The 23,943-nt window shown below is 64.7% G+C and carries 22 protein-coding genes and 1 riboswitch; of the genes, 12 read left to right on the forward strand and 10 right to left on the reverse strand.

Annotation, left to right across the window (positions count from 1 at the left end; all coding sequences use genetic code 11):
- Positions 1-127: 127 nt before the first annotated feature.
- Complete coding sequence (locus ACSHT2_RS09225; protein WP_440641285.1) at positions 128-1,327, reverse strand: TrmJ/YjtD family RNA methyltransferase; 1,200 nt, start codon at positions 1,325-1,327, stop codon at positions 128-130.
- 334 nt (positions 1,328-1,661) lie between these two features.
- On the opposite strand from ACSHT2_RS09225, the gene ACSHT2_RS09230 reads away from it, so the two are divergent.
- On the forward strand, positions 1,662-2,873 hold the full coding sequence (locus ACSHT2_RS09230) for an NADP-dependent isocitrate dehydrogenase (RefSeq protein WP_440641286.1): 1,212 nt from the start codon (positions 1,662-1,664) through the stop codon (positions 2,871-2,873).
- 94 nt (positions 2,874-2,967) lie between these two features.
- Complete coding sequence (locus tag ACSHT2_RS09235) at positions 2,968-3,468, forward strand: DUF3455 domain-containing protein (RefSeq protein WP_440641287.1); 501 nt, start codon at positions 2,968-2,970, stop codon at positions 3,466-3,468.
- 4 nt (positions 3,469-3,472) lie between these two features.
- Here the strand turns inward: ACSHT2_RS09235 and ACSHT2_RS09240 are convergent, their stop codons facing one another.
- Together ACSHT2_RS09240 and alaS are read right to left on the reverse strand one after the other, a co-directional pair.
- The gene (locus ACSHT2_RS09240) at positions 3,473-4,699 is read right to left on the reverse strand and encodes a cyclic nucleotide-gated ion channel (RefSeq protein WP_440641288.1); all 1,227 of its coding nucleotides are present in this window, start codon (positions 4,697-4,699) and stop codon (positions 3,473-3,475) included.
- Between the two features lie 6 nt (positions 4,700-4,705).
- A complete protein-coding gene (gene alaS, locus ACSHT2_RS09245) occupies positions 4,706-7,384 on the reverse strand; it encodes an alanine--tRNA ligase (RefSeq protein WP_440641289.1) in 2,679 nt (892 codons plus the stop codon).
- A 221-nt stretch (positions 7,385-7,605) separates the two neighbouring features.
- Positions 7,606-7,694: riboswitch (glycine riboswitch) on the forward strand.
- Positions 7,695-7,840: 146 nt separating this feature from the next.
- Here alaS and gcvT point away from each other — a divergent pair.
- From gcvT to gcvP, 3 genes are all read left to right on the forward strand, one after another.
- The gene (gcvT, locus tag ACSHT2_RS09250) at positions 7,841-8,989 is read left to right on the forward strand and encodes a glycine cleavage system aminomethyltransferase GcvT (protein ID WP_440641290.1); all 1,149 of its coding nucleotides are present in this window, start codon (positions 7,841-7,843) and stop codon (positions 8,987-8,989) included.
- A gap of 244 nt (positions 8,990-9,233) precedes the next feature.
- Entirely contained in the window at positions 9,234-9,602 is a 369-nt protein-coding gene (gcvH, locus tag ACSHT2_RS09255; RefSeq protein WP_440641291.1) for a glycine cleavage system protein GcvH, read from the forward strand.
- A 179-nt stretch (positions 9,603-9,781) separates the two neighbouring features.
- Positions 9,782-12,649: an aminomethyl-transferring glycine dehydrogenase gene (gcvP, locus tag ACSHT2_RS09260; protein WP_440642804.1), complete on the forward strand. Its 2,868-nt coding sequence runs from the start codon at positions 9,782-9,784 to the stop codon at positions 12,647-12,649.
- A 290-nt stretch (positions 12,650-12,939) separates the two neighbouring features.
- Here the strand turns inward: gcvP and recA are convergent, their stop codons facing one another.
- Positions 12,940-14,028: a recombinase RecA gene (gene recA, locus ACSHT2_RS09265; RefSeq protein ID WP_028142816.1), complete on the reverse strand. Its 1,089-nt coding sequence runs from the start codon at positions 14,026-14,028 to the stop codon at positions 12,940-12,942.
- A 208-nt stretch (positions 14,029-14,236) separates the two neighbouring features.
- On the opposite strand from recA, the gene ACSHT2_RS09270 reads away from it, so the two are divergent.
- Entirely contained in the window at positions 14,237-15,076 is an 840-nt protein-coding gene (locus tag ACSHT2_RS09270) for a hypothetical protein (protein ID WP_440641292.1), read from the forward strand.
- A gap of 51 nt (positions 15,077-15,127) precedes the next feature.
- On the opposite strand, the gene ACSHT2_RS09275 is transcribed toward ACSHT2_RS09270, so the two are convergent.
- A complete protein-coding gene (locus tag ACSHT2_RS09275) occupies positions 15,128-16,006 on the reverse strand; it encodes an IS1595 family transposase (RefSeq protein WP_440641293.1) in 879 nt (292 codons plus the stop codon).
- A 1,030-nt stretch (positions 16,007-17,036) separates the two neighbouring features.
- On the opposite strand from ACSHT2_RS09275, the gene ACSHT2_RS09280 reads away from it, so the two are divergent.
- Together ACSHT2_RS09280 and ACSHT2_RS09285 are read left to right on the forward strand one after the other, a co-directional pair.
- A complete protein-coding gene (locus tag ACSHT2_RS09280) occupies positions 17,037-17,237 on the forward strand; it encodes a hypothetical protein (protein WP_440641294.1) in 201 nt (66 codons plus the stop codon).
- Between the two features lie 157 nt (positions 17,238-17,394).
- Positions 17,395-17,565, forward strand: a complete 171-nt coding sequence (locus ACSHT2_RS09285; protein ID WP_440641295.1) for a hypothetical protein — start codon at positions 17,395-17,397, stop codon at positions 17,563-17,565.
- Positions 17,566-18,188: 623 nt separating this feature from the next.
- Here ACSHT2_RS09285 and ACSHT2_RS09290 read toward each other — a convergent pair.
- Positions 18,189-18,476, reverse strand: coding sequence for a DUF2798 domain-containing protein (locus ACSHT2_RS09290; protein WP_440641296.1), 288 nt, complete (start codon positions 18,474-18,476; stop codon positions 18,189-18,191).
- A 367-nt stretch (positions 18,477-18,843) separates the two neighbouring features.
- Here ACSHT2_RS09290 and ACSHT2_RS09295 point away from each other — a divergent pair, with 367 nt between their 5' ends.
- Positions 18,844-19,077, forward strand: coding sequence for a DUF6894 family protein (locus ACSHT2_RS09295; protein WP_319329649.1), 234 nt, complete (start codon positions 18,844-18,846; stop codon positions 19,075-19,077).
- Between the two features lie 15 nt (positions 19,078-19,092).
- On the opposite strand, the gene ACSHT2_RS09300 is transcribed toward ACSHT2_RS09295, so the two are convergent.
- Positions 19,093-19,347 carry a hypothetical protein gene (locus tag ACSHT2_RS09300; RefSeq protein WP_028181102.1) on the reverse strand — a complete coding sequence of 85 codons (255 nt, stop codon included), beginning with the start codon at positions 19,345-19,347 and terminating at the stop codon, positions 19,093-19,095.
- Between the two features lie 104 nt (positions 19,348-19,451).
- Positions 19,452-19,748, reverse strand: a complete 297-nt coding sequence (locus ACSHT2_RS09305; RefSeq protein WP_440641297.1) for a hypothetical protein — start codon at positions 19,746-19,748, stop codon at positions 19,452-19,454.
- 384 nt (positions 19,749-20,132) lie between these two features.
- On the opposite strand from ACSHT2_RS09305, the gene ACSHT2_RS09310 reads away from it, so the two are divergent.
- Positions 20,133-20,597 carry a PaaI family thioesterase gene (locus ACSHT2_RS09310; RefSeq protein WP_028181100.1) on the forward strand — a complete coding sequence of 155 codons (465 nt, stop codon included), beginning with the start codon at positions 20,133-20,135 and terminating at the stop codon, positions 20,595-20,597.
- A 168-nt stretch (positions 20,598-20,765) separates the two neighbouring features.
- Positions 20,766-21,008 carry a PilZ domain-containing protein gene (locus ACSHT2_RS09315; protein ID WP_319329651.1) on the forward strand — a complete coding sequence of 81 codons (243 nt, stop codon included), beginning with the start codon at positions 20,766-20,768 and terminating at the stop codon, positions 21,006-21,008.
- A 46-nt stretch (positions 21,009-21,054) separates the two neighbouring features.
- On the opposite strand, the gene ACSHT2_RS09320 is transcribed toward ACSHT2_RS09315, so the two are convergent.
- Positions 21,055-23,088, reverse strand: coding sequence for a pyrroloquinoline quinone-dependent dehydrogenase (locus tag ACSHT2_RS09320; protein WP_440641298.1), 2,034 nt, complete (start codon positions 23,086-23,088; stop codon positions 21,055-21,057).
- Between the two features lie 10 nt (positions 23,089-23,098).
- The gene (locus ACSHT2_RS09325; RefSeq protein ID WP_319329653.1) at positions 23,099-23,323 is read right to left on the reverse strand and encodes a hypothetical protein; all 225 of its coding nucleotides are present in this window, start codon (positions 23,321-23,323) and stop codon (positions 23,099-23,101) included.
- 153 nt (positions 23,324-23,476) lie between these two features.
- Between ACSHT2_RS09325 and ACSHT2_RS09330 the strand changes: the two genes are divergently transcribed.
- Positions 23,477-23,881 carry a hypothetical protein gene (locus tag ACSHT2_RS09330; RefSeq protein WP_440641299.1) on the forward strand — a complete coding sequence of 135 codons (405 nt, stop codon included), beginning with the start codon at positions 23,477-23,479 and terminating at the stop codon, positions 23,879-23,881.
- The last annotated feature ends 62 nt before the right edge of the window (positions 23,882-23,943 follow it).

A 23,943-nucleotide genomic window follows, 5' to 3' on the forward strand; every position in this document is an offset into this window, starting at 1 on the left:
ACCCACTCCACCATCACCCTCTGCAAGGTGGGCAGCGCGCAGCGCCGTGCCCACGACTTCTGTCGGCCTCATCGCTCAAGCTGGTGAGCACGCTCGTCTTTGCCCATCCTACGAGACTGGCGCGATTCTATGCGCCCTGCCCCATCATCCCCTGCAGCCGGATCAGCTCCGCCTCCAGATCGCGCTCCACGTCCACTGCCCGAAGGTCGAGCACGCGATAATCCCGCGCCTCGAGCCAGGTCCGCCGGCCCGCGCGGTCTGCCGCAATCGCCTCGCCCTCGCCCGGGTTGACCAGCTCGATCGCGATACGGTGCGGGAAGGAGACGAAATCCGGGATGTGGCGGCCGACCGGAGTCTGCCGCTTGAACTGGCCGGCGAAGCGGCGGTCGCGCGTGAGCGCCTGCCAGAGCAGGCGCTCGGCGTCGGTCGGGTTGCGGCGAAGCAGGCGGGCGAGGCCGCGCACGGTGGAGCCGCTGTCGGGGACGCCGCCGCCCTGCCCGTGCTCAGCCAAGAGCGCGCGCAGGCGCGTGGCCTGCTCGCCGTCGAGCACGCCGCCTTTGGCCGGGCCCTTGCGCCCTTCGGCGATCGCCATGATCACGCCGTGCAGGGTGTGCATGTCCTGCTTGGTCGGCTCCATGCGGGTGAAGATGTTGCGCAGGTTCACCAGCATGGTGTCGCGCTTCTCGGCCGGGCGCAGGAATTCGACCTTGTCGAGCTCGCGCACGAGATTGTCGAAGAAGGCCTGCATCTGGTGCTGCGAAGCGCGCTCGGAGCGCTCCGGCATGGCGTGGGGCAGCGCGCCCGAGGTCGCGCGCTTGAACCATTCGTAGCCGACCAGCAGCACGGCCTGGGCGAGGTTGAGCGAGGCAAAGCCCGGATTGACCGGGAAGGTGATGATGCGGTTGGAAAGCCCGACCTCCTCGTTGGTCAGCCCCCAGCGCTCCCGGCCGAACAGGATGCCGCACCTGCCGCCGGTCGCGACGTGCCCGGCGATCTCGCTGGCTGCGGCTTCCGGCCCGACCACGGGCTTGGCCTGGTCGTGGGGGCGCGCGGTGGTGGCGAACAAGAGGTCGAGGTCGGCGACCGCCTGCTCCACCGTGTCGAACAATTCGACCTTTTCCAGAATGTGGTCGGCGCCGGCCGCGGCGCGCTGGGCGGCGATGTTGGGCCAGCCGTCCCTGGGGTTGACGATGCGAAGCCGGCCGAGAGCAAAGTTGCCCATGGCGCGCGCGGCCATGCCGATGTTCTCGCCGAGCTGCGGCTCGACCAGGATGACGATGGGACCGTCGAGGGATAGACCCGCCTTGCTCTTGTCAGTCCCCGACATCTCGCTTCGCTTTCACACTGTCTCTCAAGGCCCTGGCCAGGCGCTCTCAGGAATTGATTCAAGCCGCGCCTTCCGGCCGCCCCGCCCGCCTGTCGTTTGCCTGTCCTGACGAAATTCTCAAGGGAAATAACGGGTTGGATTCGACTTTTGAATCTCGCCTGGAACGCGAGCCCCGGCCCGGCTACGGCCCGGCTGGCCGCTCCCCATCTGCGGAAGCTGGATGAGCTAAAAGTGCATAATCCCTTGGCTTTCGCCCGCCGCGCGGCGGTGCTAAGAGGCGGCGGATATTCCCGTGGCGCGCCAAAAGCGCCGTTCCCAAGAGGCTTCCCCGATCATGGCAAAAATCAAGGTATCCAATCCCGTCGTCGAGCTCGATGGCGACGAGATGACCCGGATCATCTGGCAGTACATCAAGGACAAGCTGATCACCCCGTTCCTGGATGTCGAGCTGCTCTATTTCGACCTGGGGATGGAATACCGCGACCACACCAACGATCAGGTCACCATCGACGCCGCCGAGGCGATCAAGAAGGTCGGCGTCGGCGTGAAGTGCGCCACCATCACCCCGGATGAAGCCCGGGTGAAGGAGTTCAACCTCAAGCAGATGTGGAAGTCGCCGAACGGCACCATCCGCAACATCCTCGGCGGCGTGATCTTCCGCGAGCCGATCATCTGCAAGAACGTGCCGCGCCTTGTTCCCGGCTGGACCAAGCCGATCATCATCGGACGTCACGCCTATGGCGACCAGTACCGCGCCACCGACATCAAGTTCCCGGGCAAGGGCACCCTGTCGATGAAGTTCGTCGGCGAGGACGGCACTGTGATCGAGAAGGAAGTGTTCAAGGCGCCCGGCGCCGGCGTCGCCATGGAGATGTACAATCTCGACGACTCCATCATCGACTTCGCCCGCGCCTCGCTCAATTACGGCCTGCTCCGTAATTACCCGGTGTACCTGTCGACCAAGAACACGATCCTCAAGGTCTATGACGGCCGCTTCAAGGACATCTTCCAGGACATCTTCGACCGCGAGTTCAAGAAGGACTTCGAGGCCAAGGGCCTGACCTACGAGCACCGCCTGATCGACGACATGGTGGCCTCGGCGCTGAAATGGTCCGGCGGCTATGTCTGGGCCTGCAAGAACTACGACGGCGACGTGCAGTCCGACACGGTTGCGCAGGGCTACGGCTCGCTCGGCCTGATGACCTCGGTGCTGCTCACTCCCGACGGCAAGACCGTGGAAGCCGAAGCCGCCCACGGCACGGTGACCCGGCACTACCGCGAGCACCAGAAGGGCAAGGAGACCTCGACCAACTCGATCGCCTCGATCTTCGCCTGGACCCGTGGCCTCGCCCACCGCGCCAAGCTCGACAACAATGCCGAGCTGGCGAAGTTCGCCAACACGCTCGAGAAGGTCTGCGTCGACACCGTCGAGTCCGGCTACATGACCAAGGACCTCGCGCTCCTGGTCGGCGCCGACCAGCGCTGGCTCTCGACCACCGGCTTCCTCGACAAGGTCGCCGAGAACCTGACGAAAGAACTGGCGTAAGCCGCCGGCATTTTCGCCCGACCGGCAGACATCATCATGGGCCGCGCCTCAAAGCGCGGCCCGTTGTCTTTCAGGCCCCTTTGCGGAGACCACCATGTTCATCAAGCTTGCCGCCTCCACGCTGATGCTCGCGGCCCTGATCGGACCGGCCGGGGCTGCGGAGCCTGTCCCCGACGCCATCGCCGCACCGGGCGAGACCGCCGTGCTCAGCGTCCACGCCGAGGGCGCACAGGTCTACGAGTGCAAGGCCAGCCCCGACGGCAAGCTCGCCTGGGCCTTCCGCGAGCCGATCGCGACGCTGCTCGCCGAAGGCAAGACGATCGGCCGGCACTATGCTGGTCCGAACTGGGAGCTCGCCGACGGCAGCGCCGTAACCGGCAAGGCCGTTGGCAATGCGCCGGGCGCGACGGCTGCCGATATCCCCTGGCTGAAGCTGGAGGTCGCCTCCCGCCGCGGCAGCGGCATTCTCACGCCGGTCACGACCGTCCAGCGCATCAACACCCATGGCGGCGAGCTCTACGGCGCTTGCGAGAAGGCCGGCGAATTCAAGAGCGTGCCCTACACGGCGGATTATGTTTTCCTGAAGAAAGGCTGACCGCTCAGCGGTCGGCGTCGTTCTTCTCCGCCTGCGCCAGCTCCGCCAGCGCGAGATCGCCGGCATCGGCAAGCCTTGCCTTGGCGGTGTTGTGGACATGGTCGGCGAGCGTCGGCATGCGCGCGATCAAAGCGTGGAAGTCCTGGGCGTCGAGCACGAGCAGCCGGGTCTTGCGGGTCGCCGTCACCGTGCCGCTGCGTTTTGTCTTGTGCAGCAGCGCGATCTCGCCGAAGAAGGTGCCGTCGGCGAGCCGCACATGCTGGCTCGGCAGCGCGATCTCGACCTCGCCGGCGGTGATGAAATACATCGACGAGGCGACATCGCCCCGCCGCACCAGGATCTCGCCCTGCTCGATGGTGCGCGCGCGGAGCAGCCGCATGATGTCGGCGATCTCCGCGGCCGACAGATGCGAGAACAGCGGCACCCGCGCAAGCATGCCCCAGGTGACGACGAAATCGCGCCGCTTCACCTCTTCGGCGAATGCGGTCGAGATGATCGCGACCGGCAGCGCGATCATGGCAAAGCCGGCGACGATGGCGAAGGTGGAGACGAACTTGCCGAGCGGCGTCACCGGCACGACGTCGCCATAGCCGACCGTGCCGAGCGTGACGATCGCCCACCACATCGCCTGAGGAATGGTGCCGAGCTTGTCCGGCTGCACATCGCGCTCGATGGCGTAGAGCAGCGAGGCGAAGGTCAGCACCGCGCCGATCAGGATGACGATGCAGCCGATCAGCGCCCGCCGCTCGGCATGCACGGCGGCGAGCAGCGAGCGCATCGCCGGCGAATAGCGGATCAGCTTGAAGAACGGCAGCACGCCGAGCGCGGCCAGCGTCGCATGCCCGCCGGTGGCGAGCACGATTGCCGCAGGCAGGAACGCCATCAGATCGATGATGCCGAGCGCGGAGAAGGCGTAGCCGAGCCGGTCGGCCAGCGCGGAGCCCTTGCGCTGGGTGTGCCCCGCCACCGTCCACAGCCGCGCCGCGTATTCCAGCGCGAACACGATCACAGACAGGACGGTGATGCCTGCGAACAGCGTGCCGAACTGCGCATCGAGCTCCGGCAGCGATGCGAGGATCATCGCGGCCACATTGAGCACGATGACCCCGATGATCAGCTGGATGAAGCGCGACCCGACCGAATAGGCCAGCGGATCGTGCTCCAGCAAATCGTAGAGGCGATCCCGAAATTCGGGATCGCGAAGCCCACGTCCTCGCGGAACGGGGGCCATGGCGACTTAAGCGCCCGCCATCGCTTTTTCGATCGCGGTGAGCGCGGCCGCCGCCTTGGCGCCATCGGGACCGCCGGCCTGGGCCATGTCGGGCCGGCCGCCGCCGCCCTTGCCGCCGAGCGCCTCAGAGGCGATGCGGACGAGGTTCACGGCATTGAAGCGCGCGGTGAGGTCCTGCGTGACGCCGACGACCACACCGGCCTTGCCGTCCTCGGTGACGCCGACGATGGCGACGACGCCCGAGCCGATCTGCTTCTTGCCGTCATCAGCGAGACTCTTGAGATCCTTCATCTCGATGCCTTCCACGGCACGCGCCATCAGCTTGACGTCACCGACCTCGCGCACGCCCGCCGCGGCGCCGTTGCCGGCGGAGGCGCCGCCGCCCATCGCGAGCTTCTTGCGGGCGTCGGAGAGCTCGCGCTCGAGCTTCTTGCGATCCTCCATGAGCGCTGCGATGCGCGCCGGCACGTCGTCGAGGGAGGTGCGCAGCTCGTTCGCCGCGGTCTTCGCCAGCGCCATGGTCTCGTTGGCATGCCGGCGCGCATAATTGCCGGTCAGCGCCTCGATGCGGCGCACGCCCGAAGCGACCGCGCCTTCGCCCGTCAGCGTGATCAGGCCGATGTCACCCGTGCGCTTCACGTGGGTGCCGCCGCAGAGTTCGACCGACCAGCCGAGCGCGTTGGCGCCGCGCTCGCGCGCGGTCCTGCCCATCGAGACGACGCGGACCTCATCGCCGTATTTCTCGCCGAACAGCGCGCGTGCACCGGCCTCGCGGGCCTCGTCCACGCCCATGATGCGGGTCGTGACCTCGTCGTTCTCCAGCACCACGTCGTTGGCGATGTCCTCGATGCGGGACAGTTCCTCCGGCGTGATCGGCTTCGGGTGCACGAAGTCGAAGCGCAGGCGGTCGGGCGCGACCATCGAGCCGCGCTGGGCAATGTGATCGCCGAGCACCTGGCGCAGCGCCTCGTGAATGAGATGCGTCGCCGAGTGATGGGCGCGGATCGAGGAGCGCCTGCTATGATCGACCTCGAGCTGCAGCGCGGTGCCGAGCTTGATTTCGCCGCTCTCCAGCGTGCCGACATGGACGAAGAGATCGCCGAGCTTCTTCTGCGTGTCGGTGACGCGGAACTTGATGCCGCCCTCACCCGTCAGCACGCCGGTGTCGCCGACCTGGCCGCCGGACTCCGCATAGAACGGCGTCTGATTGAGCACGATCGCGCCCGTCTCGCCGGCCTTGAGGCTGGCGACTTCGTGGCCGTCCTTCACCAGCGCGGACACCACGCCCTCGGCGCTCTCGGTCTCGTAGCCCAGGAATTCGGTCGCACCCAGCTTCTCGCGCAGCGGGAACCAGATCGCCTCGGAAGCCGCCTCCCCCGAGCCCTTCCAGGACTCGCGCGCCTTCACTTTCTGGCGCTCCATCGCGTCGGTGAATGCCGCCTGGTCGACGCCGATGCCGCGCGACTTCAGCGCGTCCTGCGTCAGGTCCAGCGGGAAGCCGTAGGTGTCGTAGAGCGTGAAGGCGACGTCGCCGTCGAACATGTCGCCCTTCTTCAGGCCCGCGCTCTTCTCGTCGAGGATGGCCAGGCCGCGCGACAGCGTCTTGCGGAAGCGCGTCTCTTCCAGCCGCATCGTCTCCTCGATCAGCTTCTCCGCGCGCATCAGCTCGGGGTAGGCCTGGCCCATCTCGCGGACCAGCGCCCAGACCAGGCGATGCATCAGCGGCTCCTTGGCGCCAAGCAGCTGCGCATGGCGCATCGCGCGGCGCATGATCCGGCGCAGCACGTAGCCGCGGCCCTCGTTCGAGGGCAGCACGCCGTCCGAGACGAGGAAGGCCGAGGAGCGCAGATGGTCGGCGATGACGCGGAACGAGGCCACGGTCTGCTCGTTCGGCCCGGTGCCGAGCGCGGAGGCCGTCGCATCGATCAGGTTGCGGAACAGGTCGGTCTCGAACACGCTCTCGACGCCCTGGAGGATGCAGGCCATGCGCTCCAGGCCCATGCCGGTGTCGATCGAGGGACGCGGCAAGCCGACGCGCTCCTCCTTCGTCACCTGCTCGTACTGCATGAACACGAGATTCCAGAATTCGAGGAAGCGGTCGCCGTCCTCCTCGGGCGAGCCCGGAGGTCCGCCCCAGATGTGCTCGCCGCGGTCGATGAAAATTTCCGAGCACGGACCGCACGGGCCGGTGTCGCCCATCGCCCAGAAATTGTCCGAGGTCGGGATGCGGATGATGCGGTCCTCGGAGAAGCCGGCGATCTTCTTCCACAGGCCCGCCGCCTCGTCGTCGGTGTGGTAGACCGTGACGAGCAGCTTGTCCTTCTTCAGCCCGAACTCGGCGGTGATCAGCTTCCAGGCAAGCTCGATCGCGCGCTCCTTGAAATAGTCGCCGAACGAGAAATTGCCGAGCATCTCGAAGAAGGTGAGATGGCGCGCGGTGTAGCCGACATTGTCGAGGTCGTTGTGCTTGCCGCCGGCGCGCACGCATTTCTGCGAGGTGGTGGCGCGCTGGTAGGGCCGCTTCTCGACGCCGGTGAAGACGTTCTTGAACTGCACCATGCCGGCATTGGTGAACATCAACGTGGGGTCGTTGCGCGGCACCAGTGGCGAGGACGGCACGATCTCGTGGCCGTTCTCGGCAAAGAAATTCAGAAAGGTCGACCTGATCTCGTTGACGCCGCTCATGTTCATCCAATCGGGTGTGCTTGGACCCGCTTCCTGCCATCCAAACCAGAGGTTAAGGCTGATATCTGCGGGCCAAAGCGCTTTTAGACAAGGCCAGCTTCAGTGTCCAGAAACTGTGCAAGGAGATCAGAGGGTTGCCGCAGCCGCGCAATCCCGTTGATAGGACGAGTGGACGCGTTGACAGGCTTGGCTGGCCTGTGGTCTTTACCCATCTGTATCGTACGGCCACGTCGGGAGAGACCGGCACTGGTGCCGGCGCCGAAGGAGCAACCGCCCCGGAAACTCTCAGGCAAAAGGACCGCGTGGCTTTGACAGCATCTGGAAAGAGGCGCCGACGGGCCTAAGAACCCGGGTGGCGCCCGCCGACGGGATAATACTCTCAGGCACAGCGACAGATGGGGCTTCGACTGGTTGGCCCGGGGAATCGTCCCCGGGGAACCGCCGAGGACCCCTGTGATGCCAGTACCCGCCGACCAGAAATCTCTCCGACAGACGCCTCTCCACGCCCTGCATGTGTCCCTCGGCGGCAAGATGGTGCCGTTCGCTGGCTACGACATGCCCGTGCAGTACCCCGCCGGCGTGCTGAAGGAGCACCTCCATACGAGAGCCGCCGCCGGCCTGTTCGACGTCTCCCATATGGGGCAGCTCGCGCTTCGCCCGAAGTCGGGCAAGGTCGAGGACGCCGCCCGCGCGCTGGAACGGCTGGTGCCGCAGGACATCGTGGCGATTGCACCGGGCCGGCAGCGCTACGCCCAGTTCACCAATGCGGAAGGCGGGATTCTCGACGATCTCATGGTCGCCAATTTCGGCGACCACCTGTTCCTGGTCGTCAACGCCGCCTGCAAGGAAGCGGACGAGGCGCATCTGCGCGCGCATCTCGCGGACGATTGCGTCATCGTTTCTCTGGCCGACCGCGCGCTGATCGCGCTGCAGGGCCCGAAGGCGGAAGCGGCGCTGGCGAAATTGTGTGCAGAGGCGCCGTCGATGACATTCATGGATGCCGGCCCGCATGAGGTCGCCGGCATCAAGTGCTTCGTCTCGCGCTCCGGCTACACCGGCGAGGACGGGTTCGAGATCTCCGTTCCCGCTACGGAGGCCGAGCGCCTCACCAAGATGCTGCTCGAAAACCCGGACGTGCTGCCGATCGGCCTGGGCGCCCGCGACAGCCTGCGGCTGGAAGCCGGGCTTTGCCTCTACGGCCACGACATCGACACCGCGACCACGCCGGTCGAGGCCGCGCTGGAATGGTCGGTGCAGAAGAGCCGCCGCAGCGGCGGGATGCGCGCCGGCGGCTTTCCCGGCGCCGGGAAGATCCTTGCGCATTTCGACAACGGCGCATCCCGCCGCCGTGTCGGCCTGCGCGCCGAAGGCCGCGCACCGGTGCGCGAGGGCGCGCTGCTGTTTGCGGACCAGGCCGGCGGCGAGCCGATCGGAAAGGTCACCTCGGGCGGTTTCGGCCCGAGCCTGAATGCGCCGGTCGCGATGGGCTACGTGCCCACGAACCTGAGCGCGCTCGGCACGAAACTCTACGCCGAGGTGCGCGGCCAGCGCCTGGCCCTGCAGGTCGTCGCGATGCCTTTCGTGAAAAACACCTACAAACGCTGAGGATGATGAGATTGAGCACAGTCGGCGGCCCCGAGGTCACCTCTCCCCAGCGGGGAGAGGTCGGGTTGTGCCTGGCGATGCGGAGCATCGTCGGGGACAATCCGAGTGAGGGGCCGCAGCACTCAGTGAGACCAGAACCCCTCACCCGGATCGCATCTTGCGATGCGATCCGACCTCTCCCTGCGGGAGAGGTGAACCCAGCCCGCGGCTTTCAACCAAACCTCACCGCTTCAGGAAACCAACCATGACCACGACGCTGTACACCTCCGACCATGAATGGCTCGCGATCGACGGCGATACCGCCACGGTCGGCATCACCGACTACGCCCAGCAGCAGCTCGGCGACGTCGTGTTCGTCGAATTGCCCAAGATCGGCCGGAGCTTGAAGAAGGCCGAAGCCGCCGCCGTCGTGGAATCCGTGAAGGCCGCCTCCGACGTCTACGCGCCAATCTCAGGCGAGGTGCTCGAGACCAACGAGGCGCTCGTCGCCGAGCCGGCGCTGGTGAACTCGGATGCGCAGGGCAAGGCCTGGTTCTTCAAGATCAAGATTGCCGACAAAAGCGAGCTCGGCGGCCTCATGGATGAAGCCGCCTACAAGGCGCACACGGCCTGAGGATATGAGTCGAGCCGTCTCCACACACTCACTGTCATCGTCCGCGAAGGCGGACGATCCAGTACGCCGCGGCTTCTCGATTCAAGCCGTGACGCCTGCGTGTACTGGATGCCCCGCCCCCGTGCGCAATTGCGCACTAGGCGGGGCATGACAGCGAAAACTGAAGCGAGGACCCAATGATGACCGCGCACCGCAAGACCAACGGCGACGCCGCCGCCAGTTTCGTTCGCCGCCACATCGGCCCGTCGGCGCGCGACGTCAACGCAATGCTCGAAACAGTCGGCGCGAAAAGCGTCGACGCGCTGATGGCGGAGACGCTGCCGGCTTCGATCCGGCAGGCCGTCCCGCTCGATCTCGGCAAGCCCTTGAGCGAGACCGAGGCGATCGCGCATATGGGCGAGCTCGCAGCCCAGAACCAGGTCTTCACCTCGCTGATCGGCCAAGGCTATTCCGGCACGATCCTGCCCGCGGTGATCCAGCGCAACATTCTGGAGAATCCGGCCTGGTATACGGCCTATACGCCCTACCAGCCCGAGATCAGCCAGGGCCGGCTGGAGGCGCTGTTCAACTTCCAGACCATGATCTGCGACCTCACCGGGCTCGACGTCGCCAACGCCTCGCTGCTCGACGAAGCCACCGCGGCGGCCGAAGCCATGGCGCTCGCGGAGCGGCACTCGCAGGTGAAGGCGAAGGCCTTCTTCGTCGACAAGGACGTGCATCCGCAGACGTTGGCTGTGATGCGGACCCGCGCCGAGCCGCTGGGCTGGACCCTGATCGTCGGCGATCCCCTCGCCGATCTCGACACCGCCGACGTAATCGGCGCGCTGCTGCAATATCCGGGCTCATCGGGCGCATTGCGCGACCTCAGGCCTGCGATCGCGGCGCTGAAGGCCAAGGGCGCGCTTGCGATCGTTGCCGCCGACCTGCTGGCGCTGACGCTGCTGGCCTCGCCCGGCGAGTTGGGCGCCGACATCGCGATCGGCTCGGCGCAGCGCTTCGGCGTGCCGATGGGCTATGGCGGACCGCATGCGGCCTATATGGCGGTGCGCGATGCGCTCAAGCGCTCGCTGCCCGGCCGCATCGTCGGCCTCTCCATCGATTCCCGCGGGATGCCTGCCTACCGCCTCGCGCTGCAGACCCGCGAGCAGCACATCCGCCGCGAGAAGGCGACCTCCAACATCTGCACCGCGCAGGTGCTGCTCGCCGTGATCGCTGCGATGTATGCGGTCTATCACGGCCCCGAGGGCCTCATCCAGATCGCGCGCAGCGTCCATCGCCGCACCGCCGTGCTCGCGAGCGGCCTGCGCAAGCTCGGCTTTGCGCCGCAGTCCGACAGCTTCTTCGACACGCTCAGCGTCGATGCCGGCGCCAGGCGCGCCGAGATCGTCGCGCGCGCCGCCTCCGAAAAGATCAATCTCGGCATCGGTGATGCAGCTCTGCGCATCGCGCTCGACGAGACCACGACGCCTGCGACGGTGGAAGCGGTCTGGCGCGCCTTCGGCGGCACGCTCGCCTATGCCGAGATCGACGCCGGGACGCGCGAGGCGCTGCCGGAGACGCTGAAGCGCGCCACCTCGTTCCTCACCCATCCGGTCTTCCATGCGCATCGCTCGGAGACCGAGATGCTGCGCTACATGCGCAAGCTCAGCGATCGCGACCTCGCGCTCGACCGCGCCATGATCCCGCTCGGCTCCTGCACCATGAAGCTGAACGCGACCACGGAGATGATGCCGCTGACCTGGCCGGAGTTTGCGACGCTGCACCCGTTTGTGCCGCGCGAGCAGGCCGCCGGCTATCACGCGCTGTTCGCGCGACTGGAGAAGTGGCTGTGCGACATCACCGGCTATGACGCGATCTCGCTGCAGCCGAATTCAGGCGCGCAGGGCGAATATGCCGGGCTGCTCGCGATCCGCGGCTATCATCTCGCGCGCGGCGAAGCGCATCGCAAGATCTGCCTGATCCCCTCCTCCGCCCACGGCACCAACCCGGCCTCGGCCGCGATGGCCGGCATGGACGTGGTGGTGGTCGCCTGCGAGAAGAACGGCGACGTCGACGTCAACGACCTCCGCGCCAAGGCCGAGAAGCATTCGAACGACCTCGCCGCGATCATGATCACCTATCCCTCGACCCACGGCGTGTTCGAGGAGCATATCCGCGAGATCTGCGACATCGTGCACGGCCATGGCGGCCAGGTGTATCTCGACGGCGCCAACCTCAATGCGCAGGTCGGCCTGAGCAGGCCCGGCGACTACGGCGCCGACGTCAGCCATCTCAATCTGCACAAGACGTTCTGCATCCCGCATGGCGGCGGCGGCCCCGGCATGGGCCCGATCGGCGTCAAGGCGCATCTTAAGCCGTTCCTGCCCGGTCATCCGGTCACGCAAGCTGACGCTCCGGTCGGCCCGGTTTCGGCGGCGCCGTTCGGCTCGGCCTCGATCCTCACCATCTCCTACATCTATATTCTGATGATGGGCGGCGAAGGTCTGAAGCGCGCCACCGAGATCGCGATCCTCAACGCCAACTACATCGCAGCGCGTCTCGATCCGCACTTCCCGGTGCTCTACAAGAACGCCAGGGGACGCGTCGCGCATGAGTGCATCATCGACCCGCGTCCGTTGAAGACGACAAGCGGCGTCACCGTGGACGATATCGCAAAACGGCTGATCGACTACGGCTTCCACGCACCGACCATGAGCTTCCCGGTGCCGGGCACGCTGATGATCGAGCCGACCGAGTCGGAATCCAGGGCTGAGCTGGACCGCTTCTGCGACGCCATGATCGCGATCCGAAAGGAGATCGCCGAGGTCGAGGCCGGCCGCTTCAAGATCGAGGCATCCCCGCTGCGTCACGCACCGCACACCGTGCACGACATCGCGGATGACGATTGGAATCGCGCCTACAGCCGCAGCGAAGGCTGCTTCCCCGCGGGCAGCTCGCGCACCGACAAGTACTGGAGCCCGGTGGGCCGTGTCGACAACGTCTATGGCGACCGCAACCTGGTGTGCTCGTGCCCGCCGGTGAGCGACTACGCGGAAGCGGCGGAGTAAGGGAATTGTGGGGTGGGTTAGCGGGCGGCTGTGCGAAGCACGGTCCGCCGGCGCAACCCACCGCTTCAGCTTCCGCAGAGGCGAACAGTGGTGGATGACACCGGGCAATGGCTTCGCGCATCGCACGGCTAATCCGCTCTACGGTTTCGACCTATGGCGGAATGGCTTTAGGTTGAATCGATGACCGCGGCGGCGCGCCCCCCCTCGCGCAAAACGAAACGGGCGCCGATGACGTCGGCAACTCAACGTCCTCAGCGCCCGCTCCTCGCGAAAACTCTTCGCGGTAAGGCTTACTCGTCCGCCGGCTCCTCGCCGTCGGCGTCTCGCTCGGGGGTGCCGGCGAGAATCTGCTCGGCGATCAGGCCGGAGTTCTGGCGGATCGAGGTCTCGATCTTGGCGGTGATATCAGGGTTGGCCTTCAGGAATGCCTTCGAGTTCTCGCGGCCCTGGCCGAGGCGCTGGCTGTCATAGGAGAACCAGGCGCCGGACTTTTCGACGATGCCGGCCTTGACGCCGAGATCGAGGATCTCGCCCATCTTGGAGACGCCCTCGCCGTACATGATGTCGAACTCGACCTGCTTGAAGGGCGGCGCCAGCTTGTTCTTCACCACCTTGACGCGCGTGGTATTGCCGACCACCTCGTCGCGCTCCTTGATCGCGCCGATGCGGCGGATGTCGAGGCGGACGGAGGCGTAGAATTTCAGCGCATTGCCGCCGGTCGTGGTTTCGGGCGAGCCGTACATCACACCGATCTTCATGCGGATCTGGTTGATGAAGATCACCATGGTGTTGGACTTGTTGATGGAGGCCGTGAGCTTGCGCAGCGCCTGGCTCATCAGACGGGCCTGCAAGCCCGGCAGCGCATCGCCCATCTCGCCTTCGAGCTCGGCCTTCGGCACCAGCGCCGCGACCGAGTCGATCACCAGCACATCGACCGCGCCCGAGCGCACCAGCGTGTCGCAGATCTCCAGCGCCTGCTCGCCGGTGTCGGGCTGCGAGATCAGGAGCTCGTCGATGTTGACCCCGAGCTTGCGGGCATAGACCGGGTCGAGCGCATGCTCGGCGTCGATGAAGGCGCAGATGCCGCCCTTCTTCTGCGCTTCCGCCACCGTATGCAGCGCCAGCGTGGTTTTGCCCGAGGATTCCGGCCCGTAGATCTCGACGATGCGTCCCTTGGGCAGGCCGCCGATGCCGAGCGCGATATCGAGCCCGAGCGAGCCGGAGGACACCGCCTCGATGTCCATGGACCGGTCGTTCTTGCCGAGCTTCATCACCGAGCCCTTGCCGAACTGGCGCTCGATCTGGGAGAGCGCGGCGGCCAGAGCTTTACTCTTGTCCATGGAAGATCCTTCGACGATACGCAGCGCAGTGGCGGACATTGGGTCGTGCTCCTTATGGCGAGGATTCGCGTGAGGGACAAACAATTGGCGAGGCAGCTCGGCGATAAAATCAATGTACCCTATTTGTTCTAGGTTCGCAATATGTTCTTTTGCGGATTTGCCCAGATATATACCCTTTGAACATGTACTCTAAATCGGGTACAGATTCGCCTGCCACAACTAGCCCTAGAGGGCTGAAGAGGCAGGTATGGACGGCGCGCTTTTCTCCCTTCTGTTTTTCTTCTTCGTCCAGATTTCAGCCGGGGTCGCACCTATGAGGTGGCCCGAGTGCAAGTGGCTGGCTGGCGTAATTTTCTGGATTTCAAGCGCCGGCGCAGCCGCCTGCCTGATCTGGTACGGATATTCTCAAAGTTGGTTTTCAATAGCGACGGGCATGATGGGACGTCAGGGCTTTGGAATTCTGGTGCTGGCTTGTGCGATAGCCCTAGGAGTTGTGGGGCTTTCCATGATCGCCTTGGGGGATAAGCCTGCGCAAGCACCAAAGCAGGCTGAAACTCCGTCGGAATCAGATCCAAATCGAATAGTGAGGAAACACTTCTCAGCTTCCGAGTTAGCACGGCGTCGCCGTGCTATTGATGATTTCAAGGATTGGATCACTGGCCCTGCATTGGACGTTCGCGATCAAGCCAAACACACGCTGGAAGCGATCTCCCCTGATGCTGGAAAATTTCAAACTCAAGCGGCTCTTCTCAAAGAGAAGGTGGACATAGCTGACAAAAGTTTTTCAAGACTTGCTTTGAAATGGCCGGATTATGCGGAAACCACCGGCATCACCGAACAAAATTGGCAGCTTCCCGAACGACGTTTAATGATGTTTGGATACTTAGATTTGATCGAGGTTCTGAACACCCAAGCCTCAAATTTTGTGCGAGATCATCAAGACCCCAAAGCGAGTCTCAGCCCAAAGACGGTTGAGCAATTGCGGAAATTCACACGAATGATGCACTTTTGGGTACCTGGAAGATCAAGGCAACTGAGTGAGAAGTGGGCTGAATACGAACAGGCAGACGTAGGAGTTACGAAGTGAAGCCAAAATCCGCCAAATCGCAACGCTTCGATCAACTCTTGCAGGCGATGGTCACTCAACCCGTACCCGGGGAAAAGCCTGCAACAAAAGCTCGAACATCAGCATCGGCTGCTTCCGCAAGTTATGGCGATACTCGAACTCGCGAAGGTAAAGCTGCAAGTGCTTCTTCGAAACCCAAACGTAAGTCCCGTTGATACCGCGCTTTACCTGAGACCAGAACGATTCGATTGAGTTGGTGTGAACGTCGCCGCGCACGTACTCCTTGGCCGAATGATCCACGGCTTCGTGATCGTAACCGTACTTCTCTCTCAACAGCTTGAAGTTCGACGCCTCGTCCGTGTGGACGCGAGAGCCTTCTTTCACGAAGCGCACGACGTGCGGGAGGATATGGGCCTTGGAGCGAGCCTGCACGACGCGCGTAACAACGTCGCCGCCGCGCTCAACGATGCCCATCACAATCGCCTTATCGTCTTTGCCCTGCTTGTCCTTGCCGCCAATAAACGTCTCGTCCACCTCTATGGTCTTGCCGGGGCCGCCCATTGGGGCGTCGCCATCGACGTAGCCCATATACAGGCGGATCAGATGGCACATGCGCCACGCCGTCTTGTAGGTGACGCCTAGCTGGCGCTCGACTTCCTTTGCTGCGACGCCGTTCCGCGTCTCGCAGAACAGGAACATGACGTAGAACCAATCGCGGAGGCTGGTGCGGGTCTTTTCGAACGGCGTGCCAGCGGTCGGATAGACCTGATAGCCGCAGTGCTCGCACTCGAACGAGCGGCGAGCCTTGACCCGGTAATAGGTCGCCTCTTTCTGGCACTTGAAGCAGGTAAAGCGCTCCCCGAACCGGGTCCGCATCAGGTGCGTAAGGCAGCTATCTTCGTCGGGGAAACGCTTCTGAAACTCGCGAATTTTGCTCGGCTTCTGGGCCATGTGGAACGCCTCCCCGCAGTATATATGTACTGTAACCGGGAATGTTCTACATGTCCAGAGGGTATATATCCGGATTTGCCCCGGGCACCTGGTCCTGTTCAGCCACATCCAAATTCGGCAGGCGGACCCGCTTCTTCCGACCCTGGAACAACATGGTTAGCGCCCGTTAACGATTGAATTAGCATTTGTCATGTACCCTTCACGCTGCATGGATGGCCGGAAAGAACCACAAGTAGCGTCTGAATGGACCGCCGAGGAGCTGGCGCTCCTGTCCCGTTTGGCCCGGGATCGGATCAGCGCGGCGGACGCAGCGAGGGTCCTGGGACGGCGGGTCAGTTCGGTGCGTCGCCAAGCCCGGCAATCCGGGGTGCTCCTCTACAAGCACGAAGGCCGTATCGGCCGGCGGCAGCTTCCATAGGTCCCGGCAATCTGCAGTTGCTGGCACACCGGATCGCCAAAGCGCGATGGGATGAGGATGAATCGTCATCGCGCCTTTCGGTTATTGTTTGAGCATGATTCTTTCCGGACAATTGCTGCGCACTTTTCCCGATCGTGCTTTAGGCGTAGGATGCAGGTGATTTGAATCATAGGAGGGTGCAGCTTGACCGCGGTCCTCGTTTTTAAAATCACCACTGTTGCCTTGGGCGTCCTTTCAACAGTCCTCGCATACACGCTCGTTTTCAGCGTCTGACGAAAGGGAGGCCGCCTCCGTCAGCGGCCTTTTTCAGAGATCTGTTTCATACTGCGCGCCGAAAATCGCAGGGCTGCAACATGCCGTGCGCGCGCGGACCGGCAACGGCGATTGATGGATTCCTTCGCCCCTGGTTCGGACGATTGGGTGCAGGCCGAAAGGCTGCTCGTCAATTGCCGAGATTCATCTCGGCTGCCCAATTCGCCTTGTGCGCACAACTGAACAGACGCGGATCCCTTTATGGATCCTAATGGATCATCACCGCGCGGATCCTGGGCACTATCGGTGACGAGGTCGCCGATCGCGCTCCCGCCTTCCTCGCATGGATATGAGAGCGCCATGTTCAAGCGGCGACGTTTCAAGCAGCAGCTGACCCTTCAAGACCGGCTTTCAGCATGGGTAAAGCAGGTCCAGGAGCAGGCTTCCAGGCTTCCACCGGGCGCCGAGCGAGACGCCCTCCTCAAGAAGGCCCGCCAGGCCGACGTCGCCAATCATCTCCACGGCTGGGTCAAATCGCCCGGGCTTCAACCACCGAAATAGCGGCATCCGCCGTGTCGCTCTTCGGGAGCGAAGGCTGCCGCGCATCAAGGACGCGCGACCGGTGCGCCGTCATGTTTCCGCAATCCTGCGGCATCGAACCTTTTCCGGGTCTCCGGCCTTCTGTGGGGATGGGACCGCAACTCTGGGGACCTCAGTCATGACGGACAACGACACGCAGCACGATGCGATCAGACGCACTCCGCTGCTGGAGGCAGCGCAGAAGGAGATGGTGAAGTTCGAGCGCAAGGAGAACGAGTTCCGCAAGAAGGACCGTGAAGAGCGCGCCGCCGAGCTCCGCCTGCCCTTGAACGAGATCAAGATCCACTAAAGCGCGATGCGATGAGGATGAATCGTCATCGCGCTTTAGGTCGTTGTTTAAGCATGATCTTTTCGGAAAACCGCTGCGCACTTTTCCGGATCATGCTTTAGGCCCCCCGGGACCGGCTCCGGCGTCGGCCGAGGCCGTCCTCGATGCGGCAGCAGGCGCCGGGTCCCTCGGCCCGGAGCGATCGCCTGTCGATCGAGATCCGGCATCGCGCGCCGGGGGCTGCATGGCGCTGCCAAGGCGCGCTGCACACAGCCGCAAGGTATCTAAATACTACTCATAACCCGTTGGCCGGCTAACGAAATTTCTAAGCGACCTACTGTGCATGGGGTTGTTTTCGACTTTTGAATGTCGAGGCCTGCCTGGTGCCATCCCCCGGATGGACACCGCCGCCGTCCCCGCCACGCAAACCCGTCTACAGCAGCGCCAGCAGCACCAGGCCAATCACCAGCACTACGAAGCCAGCCGCCGTCGCGGCGGCGAATGACCGCTCTACGTTATCCATGATGCCACCCCGTTGTCGGCGAGCCACGTTTCCCCCATGGCCGCGCCGAACGGATAAAATCTTGCCGACGGGTGTGTCCGCAGTGGCGCGAACGGATGTCGAAATTGGGACGGGTGCGCGGTCAGTCTGCGGCCGTTCGGGCGCGACCTTCAAGCCCCCGCCGGCCGGCTCGCGGGTCGCTCTCCTCCCGGGTCAGGCGCAGCGAGAAGGCGCGGATCGCTGGCGCCGCCAGCAGCACGACAGGCAGCATCGCGGCCCAGGCGATCAGCCACGACACCATCCAGTGCCGAACGAACATCATCGGGCCGCCTGCGGGCAAGCTGGCGATTCCCGTTGCGACCAGCGAGGTCAGTCCGGACTGGATGATGCCGAAGACGAAATGGGAATAGCGGCGGGGAATGCCGAGCATGAGACGTCCATGGTTGCTTGCCTCATCAGCCAAGCAAGGCACATGCCGTCACCTGGCCGGGATCTGGAAGCGTCGGCAGGAACCACCGTGCAGCCACATCTTGACCCGACGACCGGATGCAACCTGGACGGAGCTCCAGGAACTCTGTTCATGGTCGGAGAACCACGGAACTCGAGCGGCCTTTCGCGGACCGGCAGCTGCGCATCGATCGCGAACGCGAAAATCGGCCTGAACCGGCCGCGCGGCAACGGTCCCGCGGTGTTTAGTCCGTAGCCGCCCGGGATTGATCTGACGGTGGTTTGGGATTGGACTGCGGGCGCCCAGGGCCTTGGGGGCGAGGCACCAATGCGCGCGATCGGTCCCTGCCATGCCGCTCTATTTCTTTCGAATCCGCAACGGCCGTTATTCCGGCTGCGCCGACCACGCGACGGAATTTGCCGATCGCGACGCGGCGTGGAAGGAGATGACCAGCGTCTGTGCCGCCATGACCGCCGGCATTGCCCGCAAGCTCCAGGAAAATTCCGAATGGCACATGGAGCTGCTCGACGAGGCCAAGGAGCCGGTGTTCCGGATCCGGATCGTTGCCGAAACCTTCGACTAGCAAGGGCTTTTGGGGTCAGTCCGCGCTGGGCAGCCGCCGCATGGTGAACTCGATGTCGCCGCCGGGCAGTTCGCGCCAGGTCTCGACGGCACTCATATAGCCGGCCTTGGGATAGCGGGCGAAGAAGGCCTGTGCCCTTTCCCGCGCCGCCGCGCGCGGCAGCGTGAAGGTCTCGCGCAGATAACCGTCCCCGGCCGCCTGGCCCGGCTTGCCGGCCATCTTGCGCCGGCGTGCCATCCGCTCGGCGAGATCCCGCGGACGATCGGCCATGTCTGCCCTCCTTGACGCGCTACGCTCAGCCAAATGTAGGGCGCGGGCCGGATCAAGAGGAGTCCTGTCCAAAGGGCGTAGTGCCGCCCCCGAGGGGCTTGCGATCAGTTGGCGGCCGTGCCGCTCTTCGTCTTCTTCGGCGCGCTGGTTGCGGCCGAGGCCTTCGGTGCCGCGGGCTGCTTCGGCGGGTCGGCGCGCATGCCGCCCCAGGGATCGTTGGACGCCTTGGAATCCGGAATCTTCTTCAGCGTTTCCTTGTAGGCCTTTTCACGCTCGGCCTCGGCAGCCTTCTCCTCCGGCGTCTTGCTCGGGCCATCCTGCAGCAAATTCAGATTGGGCATTTGCGCGTAGGCCGGTCCCGCCAGCACGGCCAGCACCGCGGCCAAACGGAAAAGCTTCATCATCTACTCCTTGATCATCCATGGCGCGCGGATCGCCCGCGCCCTGTCATCCGTGTCTCAGCCCGGTCGCAAGCTGGGGCCCCGCTCAAGGCCGCGTAGGCCCGCTAGGGCCGATCCGATCTGCACGATTTGGGGGCATGCAGCCAGTCGTCCCAGATCGGGCCGCATTTGGTGCACCCGCTCAGCGCGAGACCGAGCGCGGCCATGCCAAAGACGAGGACAAACCGACGCAACATCATCCACCCGTACCCAAGCGAGGCATCATACCGGGCCAAGTCAGGCAATTTCAAGCCGGCGGGACCGGCGCAAGACCGGGTGACTTTGCCGCGCCGATGCGCGCACAATGAGGCGAAACATCCGCCAATACAGGAGTTCGCCACAGCAATGCAAATGCAGCCAGAAGCCGAGTTCGGCCTCGCCGACGCCCGCCGCATCCTCGGCGAGGTTTTTGCGCCCTGGGTCCAGGATCTCAACCTCGCGGTCGAGCGCATCGAGCACGCGCAGCCGGCAGACGTACCGGACTGGCAGCCGGGCGCGCTCCTGCGCATGCCGTTTTCGGAGCGGCTGTGCCGGAACGGCGGCGTGGTCTGCGGCCAGGCCCTGATGGCGCTCGCCGACACCGCAATGGTGATCGCGATCCTCGCGGCCAATCGCGGCTACCGCCCCATGACCACGGTCGACCAGACCACGCATTTCATGCGCGCGGTCTCCTCGATGGACGTGCTGGCGGATGCGCGCGTGGTGCGGCTCGGGCGCACCATGAGCTTTGGCCGCGTCACGCTGCTTTCCGCCGCCGACAGCAAACCGGTCGCGATGGTGTCGAGCGCGTTCGCGATGCTGCCGGGATGAAGCGCGCGTAACGCCATAAGAGAAAGGCTCGTCGGGAGCTCGCTGAGCGGCTCTCCGTTCCAACGTGGTCAACAAAGCCTGAAGCGCCGTGCAAGTAGCGCCAGTATTGAGTTTAGTTCAACGTAATTTCTATGCACCAATTCACGATCATCAGCAGGACCAACGCGGATGATCGACAAGCGCGCATCGCAACGTCACCGTGTCTTCAAAGGTGGAACGATCACCTTTGAAAACAGCGGCATCGCTTGCACGGTGCGGAACATGTCGGCGGGCGGCGCGGCGATTGACCTGGACGCCCCCGTCATGCTGCCGCAAGCGTTCACCCTCTCGATCGCGCGCGACCGTTTCGCACGTCATTGTCGCACGGTCTGGCGCAGCGACAAGCGCGTCGGCCTCGCCTTCGTACAGTAGTACACACGGTGTGAAAGACCGTTCGCATCATACGTGCGATGCGGTTCTATGTTCGCCCGATGCGACGACGCCGCCAGCGCTGGCCCGCGATGACGAGCGCGATGATCGCAAGCGCGAGCGCCAGCGACGCCGCAAGAAATCGTCCGCCGGGACGATCGATGGTGCGCGACCACAATGACGGCGCATCGCCCGGTCGCGCCAGGCGGAACGCAACCAAGCTGTCGCCGATCGAGGTGCCCGCATCGGAGTGGCCGCCGGCGCCGATCGCGACATATTGCTCGCCCTTCCAGAGATAGGTCATGGGATTGGCGACACCCGGCACCGGCAGCCGGCCCTGCCACAGTTCCCTGCCGCTGCGCGCATCGAATGCACGCAGATAGGCATCCATCGCGCCGGTGAAGACGAGGCCGCCGGCGGTGACCGCGAGTCCGTTGACGAGCGGCGTCCCCCAGGGCAGCGGCATGCCGAGCGGCGCCAGATCCTCGGTCGTGCCGACCGTCGCCCGCCAGAGGATCTTTCCGCCCCTCAGATCGACCGCGACCATCTCACCCCAGGGCGGCTTGTTGCAGAGCAGGCCGAGCGGCGACATCACCACCGCACGCGACATCGCAAACGGCGCGCCACGCTGCTGGCCGAAATCGTGGCCGGGCGGCGGATTGAATCCGGCCGCCTCAGCGCGCGGGATCAGCTTGATGAGATGAGCGGCGCGGCTGGTGTTGGCATAGAGAATCTGGTTGACCGGATCGAAGGCCGCGCTGCCCCAGTTCACACCTCCCCCGGTGAACGGAAACTCAAGCGTGCCCTGCACCGAAGGCGGTGTGAACAGACCCTCGTTGCGAGCTTCTGCGAATTGACGCTCGCAGGACGAACGGCCGAAGCCCGGCAACAGCGAGAGCGCATCATCGGTCGAGATCGTCTGCGATGTCAGTGCCGGCACATGCGTCGGGAACGGCTGCGTCGGCGACAGCGCGTCGCCTTCCGCGCCGCCCTGCGGCACGGCCCGCTCTTCGACCGGCCAGACCGGCTTGCCGGTATCGCGGTCGAGCACGAAGACAAAGCCCTGCTTGGTCGGCTGGATCACGACATCGCGCTGCCCCTCGCCGGTATCGATGCGTGTGAGCGTCGGCTGCGCCGACAGATCGTAATCCCAGACGTCGTGATGCACGGTCTGGAACGCCCACACCAGCTCTCCGGTTTCGATGCGCAGCGCGATCACCGAGTTGGCGTGCTCATTGTTGCCCGGCCGCTTGCCGCCCCAAAAGTCGGGCGACGGCGAGGATGTCGGCAGGAACACCAGACCCCGCGCATCGTCGACCGACATCGGCGCCCAGACATTGGCATGGCCGGCTTCGATGCCCTCTCGCCGGAGCGGCTCGAAGGTCCAGCGCGGCTCACCGCTGCGCGCGTCGAACGCGCGCACCATGCCGCTCGGCGCATCGGCACGGCGGTTGTCGCCGATCGCGGAGCCGACCACGACGACACCGCGGCCGACAGACGGCGGCGAGGTGATCTGGAATTCGCCGGGCCAGTCCAGCCGCATGCCGATCTGGAGCTCGATCTCACCGCCCTTGCCGAAATCGGCGCAGGGAACTCCCGTCTTCGCATCGAGCGCGATCAGGCGGCCGTCGTTGGTGCCTATGAAGATGCGCGATCGGCAGACGGCATCCCGGGTTGCCCTGTCGTCGATCCAGTACGTGACACCGCGGCAGACATAGCGGTTGGCAGGACGCTGATTGGTGGCGATCCTGGGATCGAAACGCCATTTTTGCGCGCCCGTGCCGGGATCGAGCGCAATCACCTCGTTGAAGGGGGAGCAGAAGATGAGGCTGTCCTCGACGAACAGCGGCGTCGCCTGGAATTTGGTCCGCCGCATCAGTTCGGGCGGGCGCGTGGTGAGATCGCCGGTGTGATATTCAAAAGCGCGGACGAGCTGTCCGACATTGTCCGCCGTGATCTCTCGCAATGTCGAGAAACGCGAACCGCCGACATCGCCGCCCCAACTCTCCCAGGCGGAGCACGGCCGCACTGTGAACAACAGGAGTGCGAGCCCGGCCGAACTCAACAGGCAGATCCGCAACATCTGCCTCACTTCATTTCGGCTTCTTGGCAGGTTCGCTCGGGCGGGCGCCGCCCCAGGGGTCGTACTTGTCCTTGGGCTCGGGAATGCGCTCGAGCGCGGCCTTGTAGGCTTTCTCGTCGACCTTCGGCGTGTTGTCCGCCGGCTTGGGTCCGTCATTGGGCTGGCGCCGCCCCTGCGCCTGCGCCGAGGCCGCCGTCAGTGCCAGGACCGCGGCCGCTATGACCAAAATCCTCATCGATGCAATCCCCCTCGTGTGGGGTACAAACTAGCCGGCAATCGCGGAATAGCAACTGCCGCGAGTTCCAGGCCTTCAGCAAATCTTGATCGGCGGGGACTTCGTCGGATCGCATTCGTGCCTATCTTGTCGGCCCGCAGGGGACCTTCACGGATGTTGCGGATCATTTCTCATGCAGCGCTGCTCGGTGGCGCGCTAGCGCTCAGTGCCTGCGGCTTTGCCGACAGCCGCGCACCGGTGCCGGAGTTCATGCGCATGAAGGAGGCGGAACAGCCGCCTCCCGAAGCGCCGCCCGACGTCAAGCGCGTAGTGCGCGAGCAGATCGACGTCGTCTTTCTCGCAACGTCCTATCCGCGCGAGGTGCACGTCGCCCCGCCCCATCGTGAGGTGCGAGGACCGGGCTGGACGGCGTGCGTCCGCGCGCAGCTCACCTCCGCGACCGGCACGCCGCTCGGTGCGCAGACCTACATCGTGACGATCAACGACGGGAAGATCGTGGACCGCCGTCGGGCGGAAGCCGACGACATCTGCGGCACGGAGCCTTACGAGCGGATCTAGGAACCCGCCCTCGACGATGGACGTCCCCCCGGTCGTTTTCGGACACGGTCATCGCATCAGAC

The organism is Bradyrhizobium sp. PUT101 (assembly GCF_052043945.1).
GTDB lineage: Bacteria > Pseudomonadota > Alphaproteobacteria > Rhizobiales > Xanthobacteraceae > Bradyrhizobium.

What these genes read in the sequence shown, in the direction of transcription:
- ACSHT2_RS09225 (WP_440641285.1), bottom strand. Translation starts at nt 1,327, where the DNA reads ATGTCGGGGACTGACAAGAGCAAGGCGGGTCTATCCCTCGACGGTCCC.
- ACSHT2_RS09230 (WP_440641286.1), top strand. Translation starts at nt 1,662, where the DNA reads ATGGCAAAAATCAAGGTATCCAATCCCGTCGTCGAGCTCGATGGCGAC.
- ACSHT2_RS09235 (WP_440641287.1), top strand. Translation starts at nt 2,968, where the DNA reads ATGTTCATCAAGCTTGCCGCCTCCACGCTGATGCTCGCGGCCCTGATC.
- ACSHT2_RS09240 (WP_440641288.1), bottom strand. Translation starts at nt 4,699, where the DNA reads ATGGCCCCCGTTCCGCGAGGACGTGGGCTTCGCGATCCCGAATTTCGG.
- alaS (WP_440641289.1), bottom strand. Translation starts at nt 7,384, where the DNA reads ATGAGCGGCGTCAACGAGATCAGGTCGACCTTTCTGAATTTCTTTGCC.
- gcvT (WP_440641290.1), top strand. Translation starts at nt 7,841, where the DNA reads ATGCCAGTACCCGCCGACCAGAAATCTCTCCGACAGACGCCTCTCCAC.
- gcvH (WP_440641291.1), top strand. Translation starts at nt 9,234, where the DNA reads ATGACCACGACGCTGTACACCTCCGACCATGAATGGCTCGCGATCGAC.
- gcvP (WP_440642804.1), top strand. Translation starts at nt 9,782, where the DNA reads ATGACCGCGCACCGCAAGACCAACGGCGACGCCGCCGCCAGTTTCGTT.
- recA (WP_028142816.1), bottom strand. Translation starts at nt 14,028, where the DNA reads ATGTCCGCCACTGCGCTGCGTATCGTCGAAGGATCTTCCATGGACAAG.
- ACSHT2_RS09270 (WP_440641292.1), top strand. Translation starts at nt 14,237, where the DNA reads ATGGACGGCGCGCTTTTCTCCCTTCTGTTTTTCTTCTTCGTCCAGATT.
- ACSHT2_RS09275 (WP_440641293.1), bottom strand. Translation starts at nt 16,006, where the DNA reads ATGGCCCAGAAGCCGAGCAAAATTCGCGAGTTTCAGAAGCGTTTCCCC.
- ACSHT2_RS09280 (WP_440641294.1), top strand. Translation starts at nt 17,037, where the DNA reads ATGTTCAAGCGGCGACGTTTCAAGCAGCAGCTGACCCTTCAAGACCGG.
- ACSHT2_RS09285 (WP_440641295.1), top strand. Translation starts at nt 17,395, where the DNA reads ATGACGGACAACGACACGCAGCACGATGCGATCAGACGCACTCCGCTG.
- ACSHT2_RS09290 (WP_440641296.1), bottom strand. Translation starts at nt 18,476, where the DNA reads ATGCTCGGCATTCCCCGCCGCTATTCCCATTTCGTCTTCGGCATCATC.
- ACSHT2_RS09295 (WP_319329649.1), top strand. Translation starts at nt 18,844, where the DNA reads ATGCCGCTCTATTTCTTTCGAATCCGCAACGGCCGTTATTCCGGCTGC.
- ACSHT2_RS09300 (WP_028181102.1), bottom strand. Translation starts at nt 19,347, where the DNA reads ATGGCCGATCGTCCGCGGGATCTCGCCGAGCGGATGGCACGCCGGCGC.
- ACSHT2_RS09305 (WP_440641297.1), bottom strand. Translation starts at nt 19,748, where the DNA reads ATGAAGCTTTTCCGTTTGGCCGCGGTGCTGGCCGTGCTGGCGGGACCG.
- ACSHT2_RS09310 (WP_028181100.1), top strand. Translation starts at nt 20,133, where the DNA reads ATGCAAATGCAGCCAGAAGCCGAGTTCGGCCTCGCCGACGCCCGCCGC.
- ACSHT2_RS09315 (WP_319329651.1), top strand. Translation starts at nt 20,766, where the DNA reads ATGATCGACAAGCGCGCATCGCAACGTCACCGTGTCTTCAAAGGTGGA.
- ACSHT2_RS09320 (WP_440641298.1), bottom strand. Translation starts at nt 23,088, where the DNA reads ATGTTGCGGATCTGCCTGTTGAGTTCGGCCGGGCTCGCACTCCTGTTG.
- ACSHT2_RS09325 (WP_319329653.1), bottom strand. Translation starts at nt 23,323, where the DNA reads ATGAGGATTTTGGTCATAGCGGCCGCGGTCCTGGCACTGACGGCGGCC.
- ACSHT2_RS09330 (WP_440641299.1), top strand. Translation starts at nt 23,477, where the DNA reads ATGTTGCGGATCATTTCTCATGCAGCGCTGCTCGGTGGCGCGCTAGCG.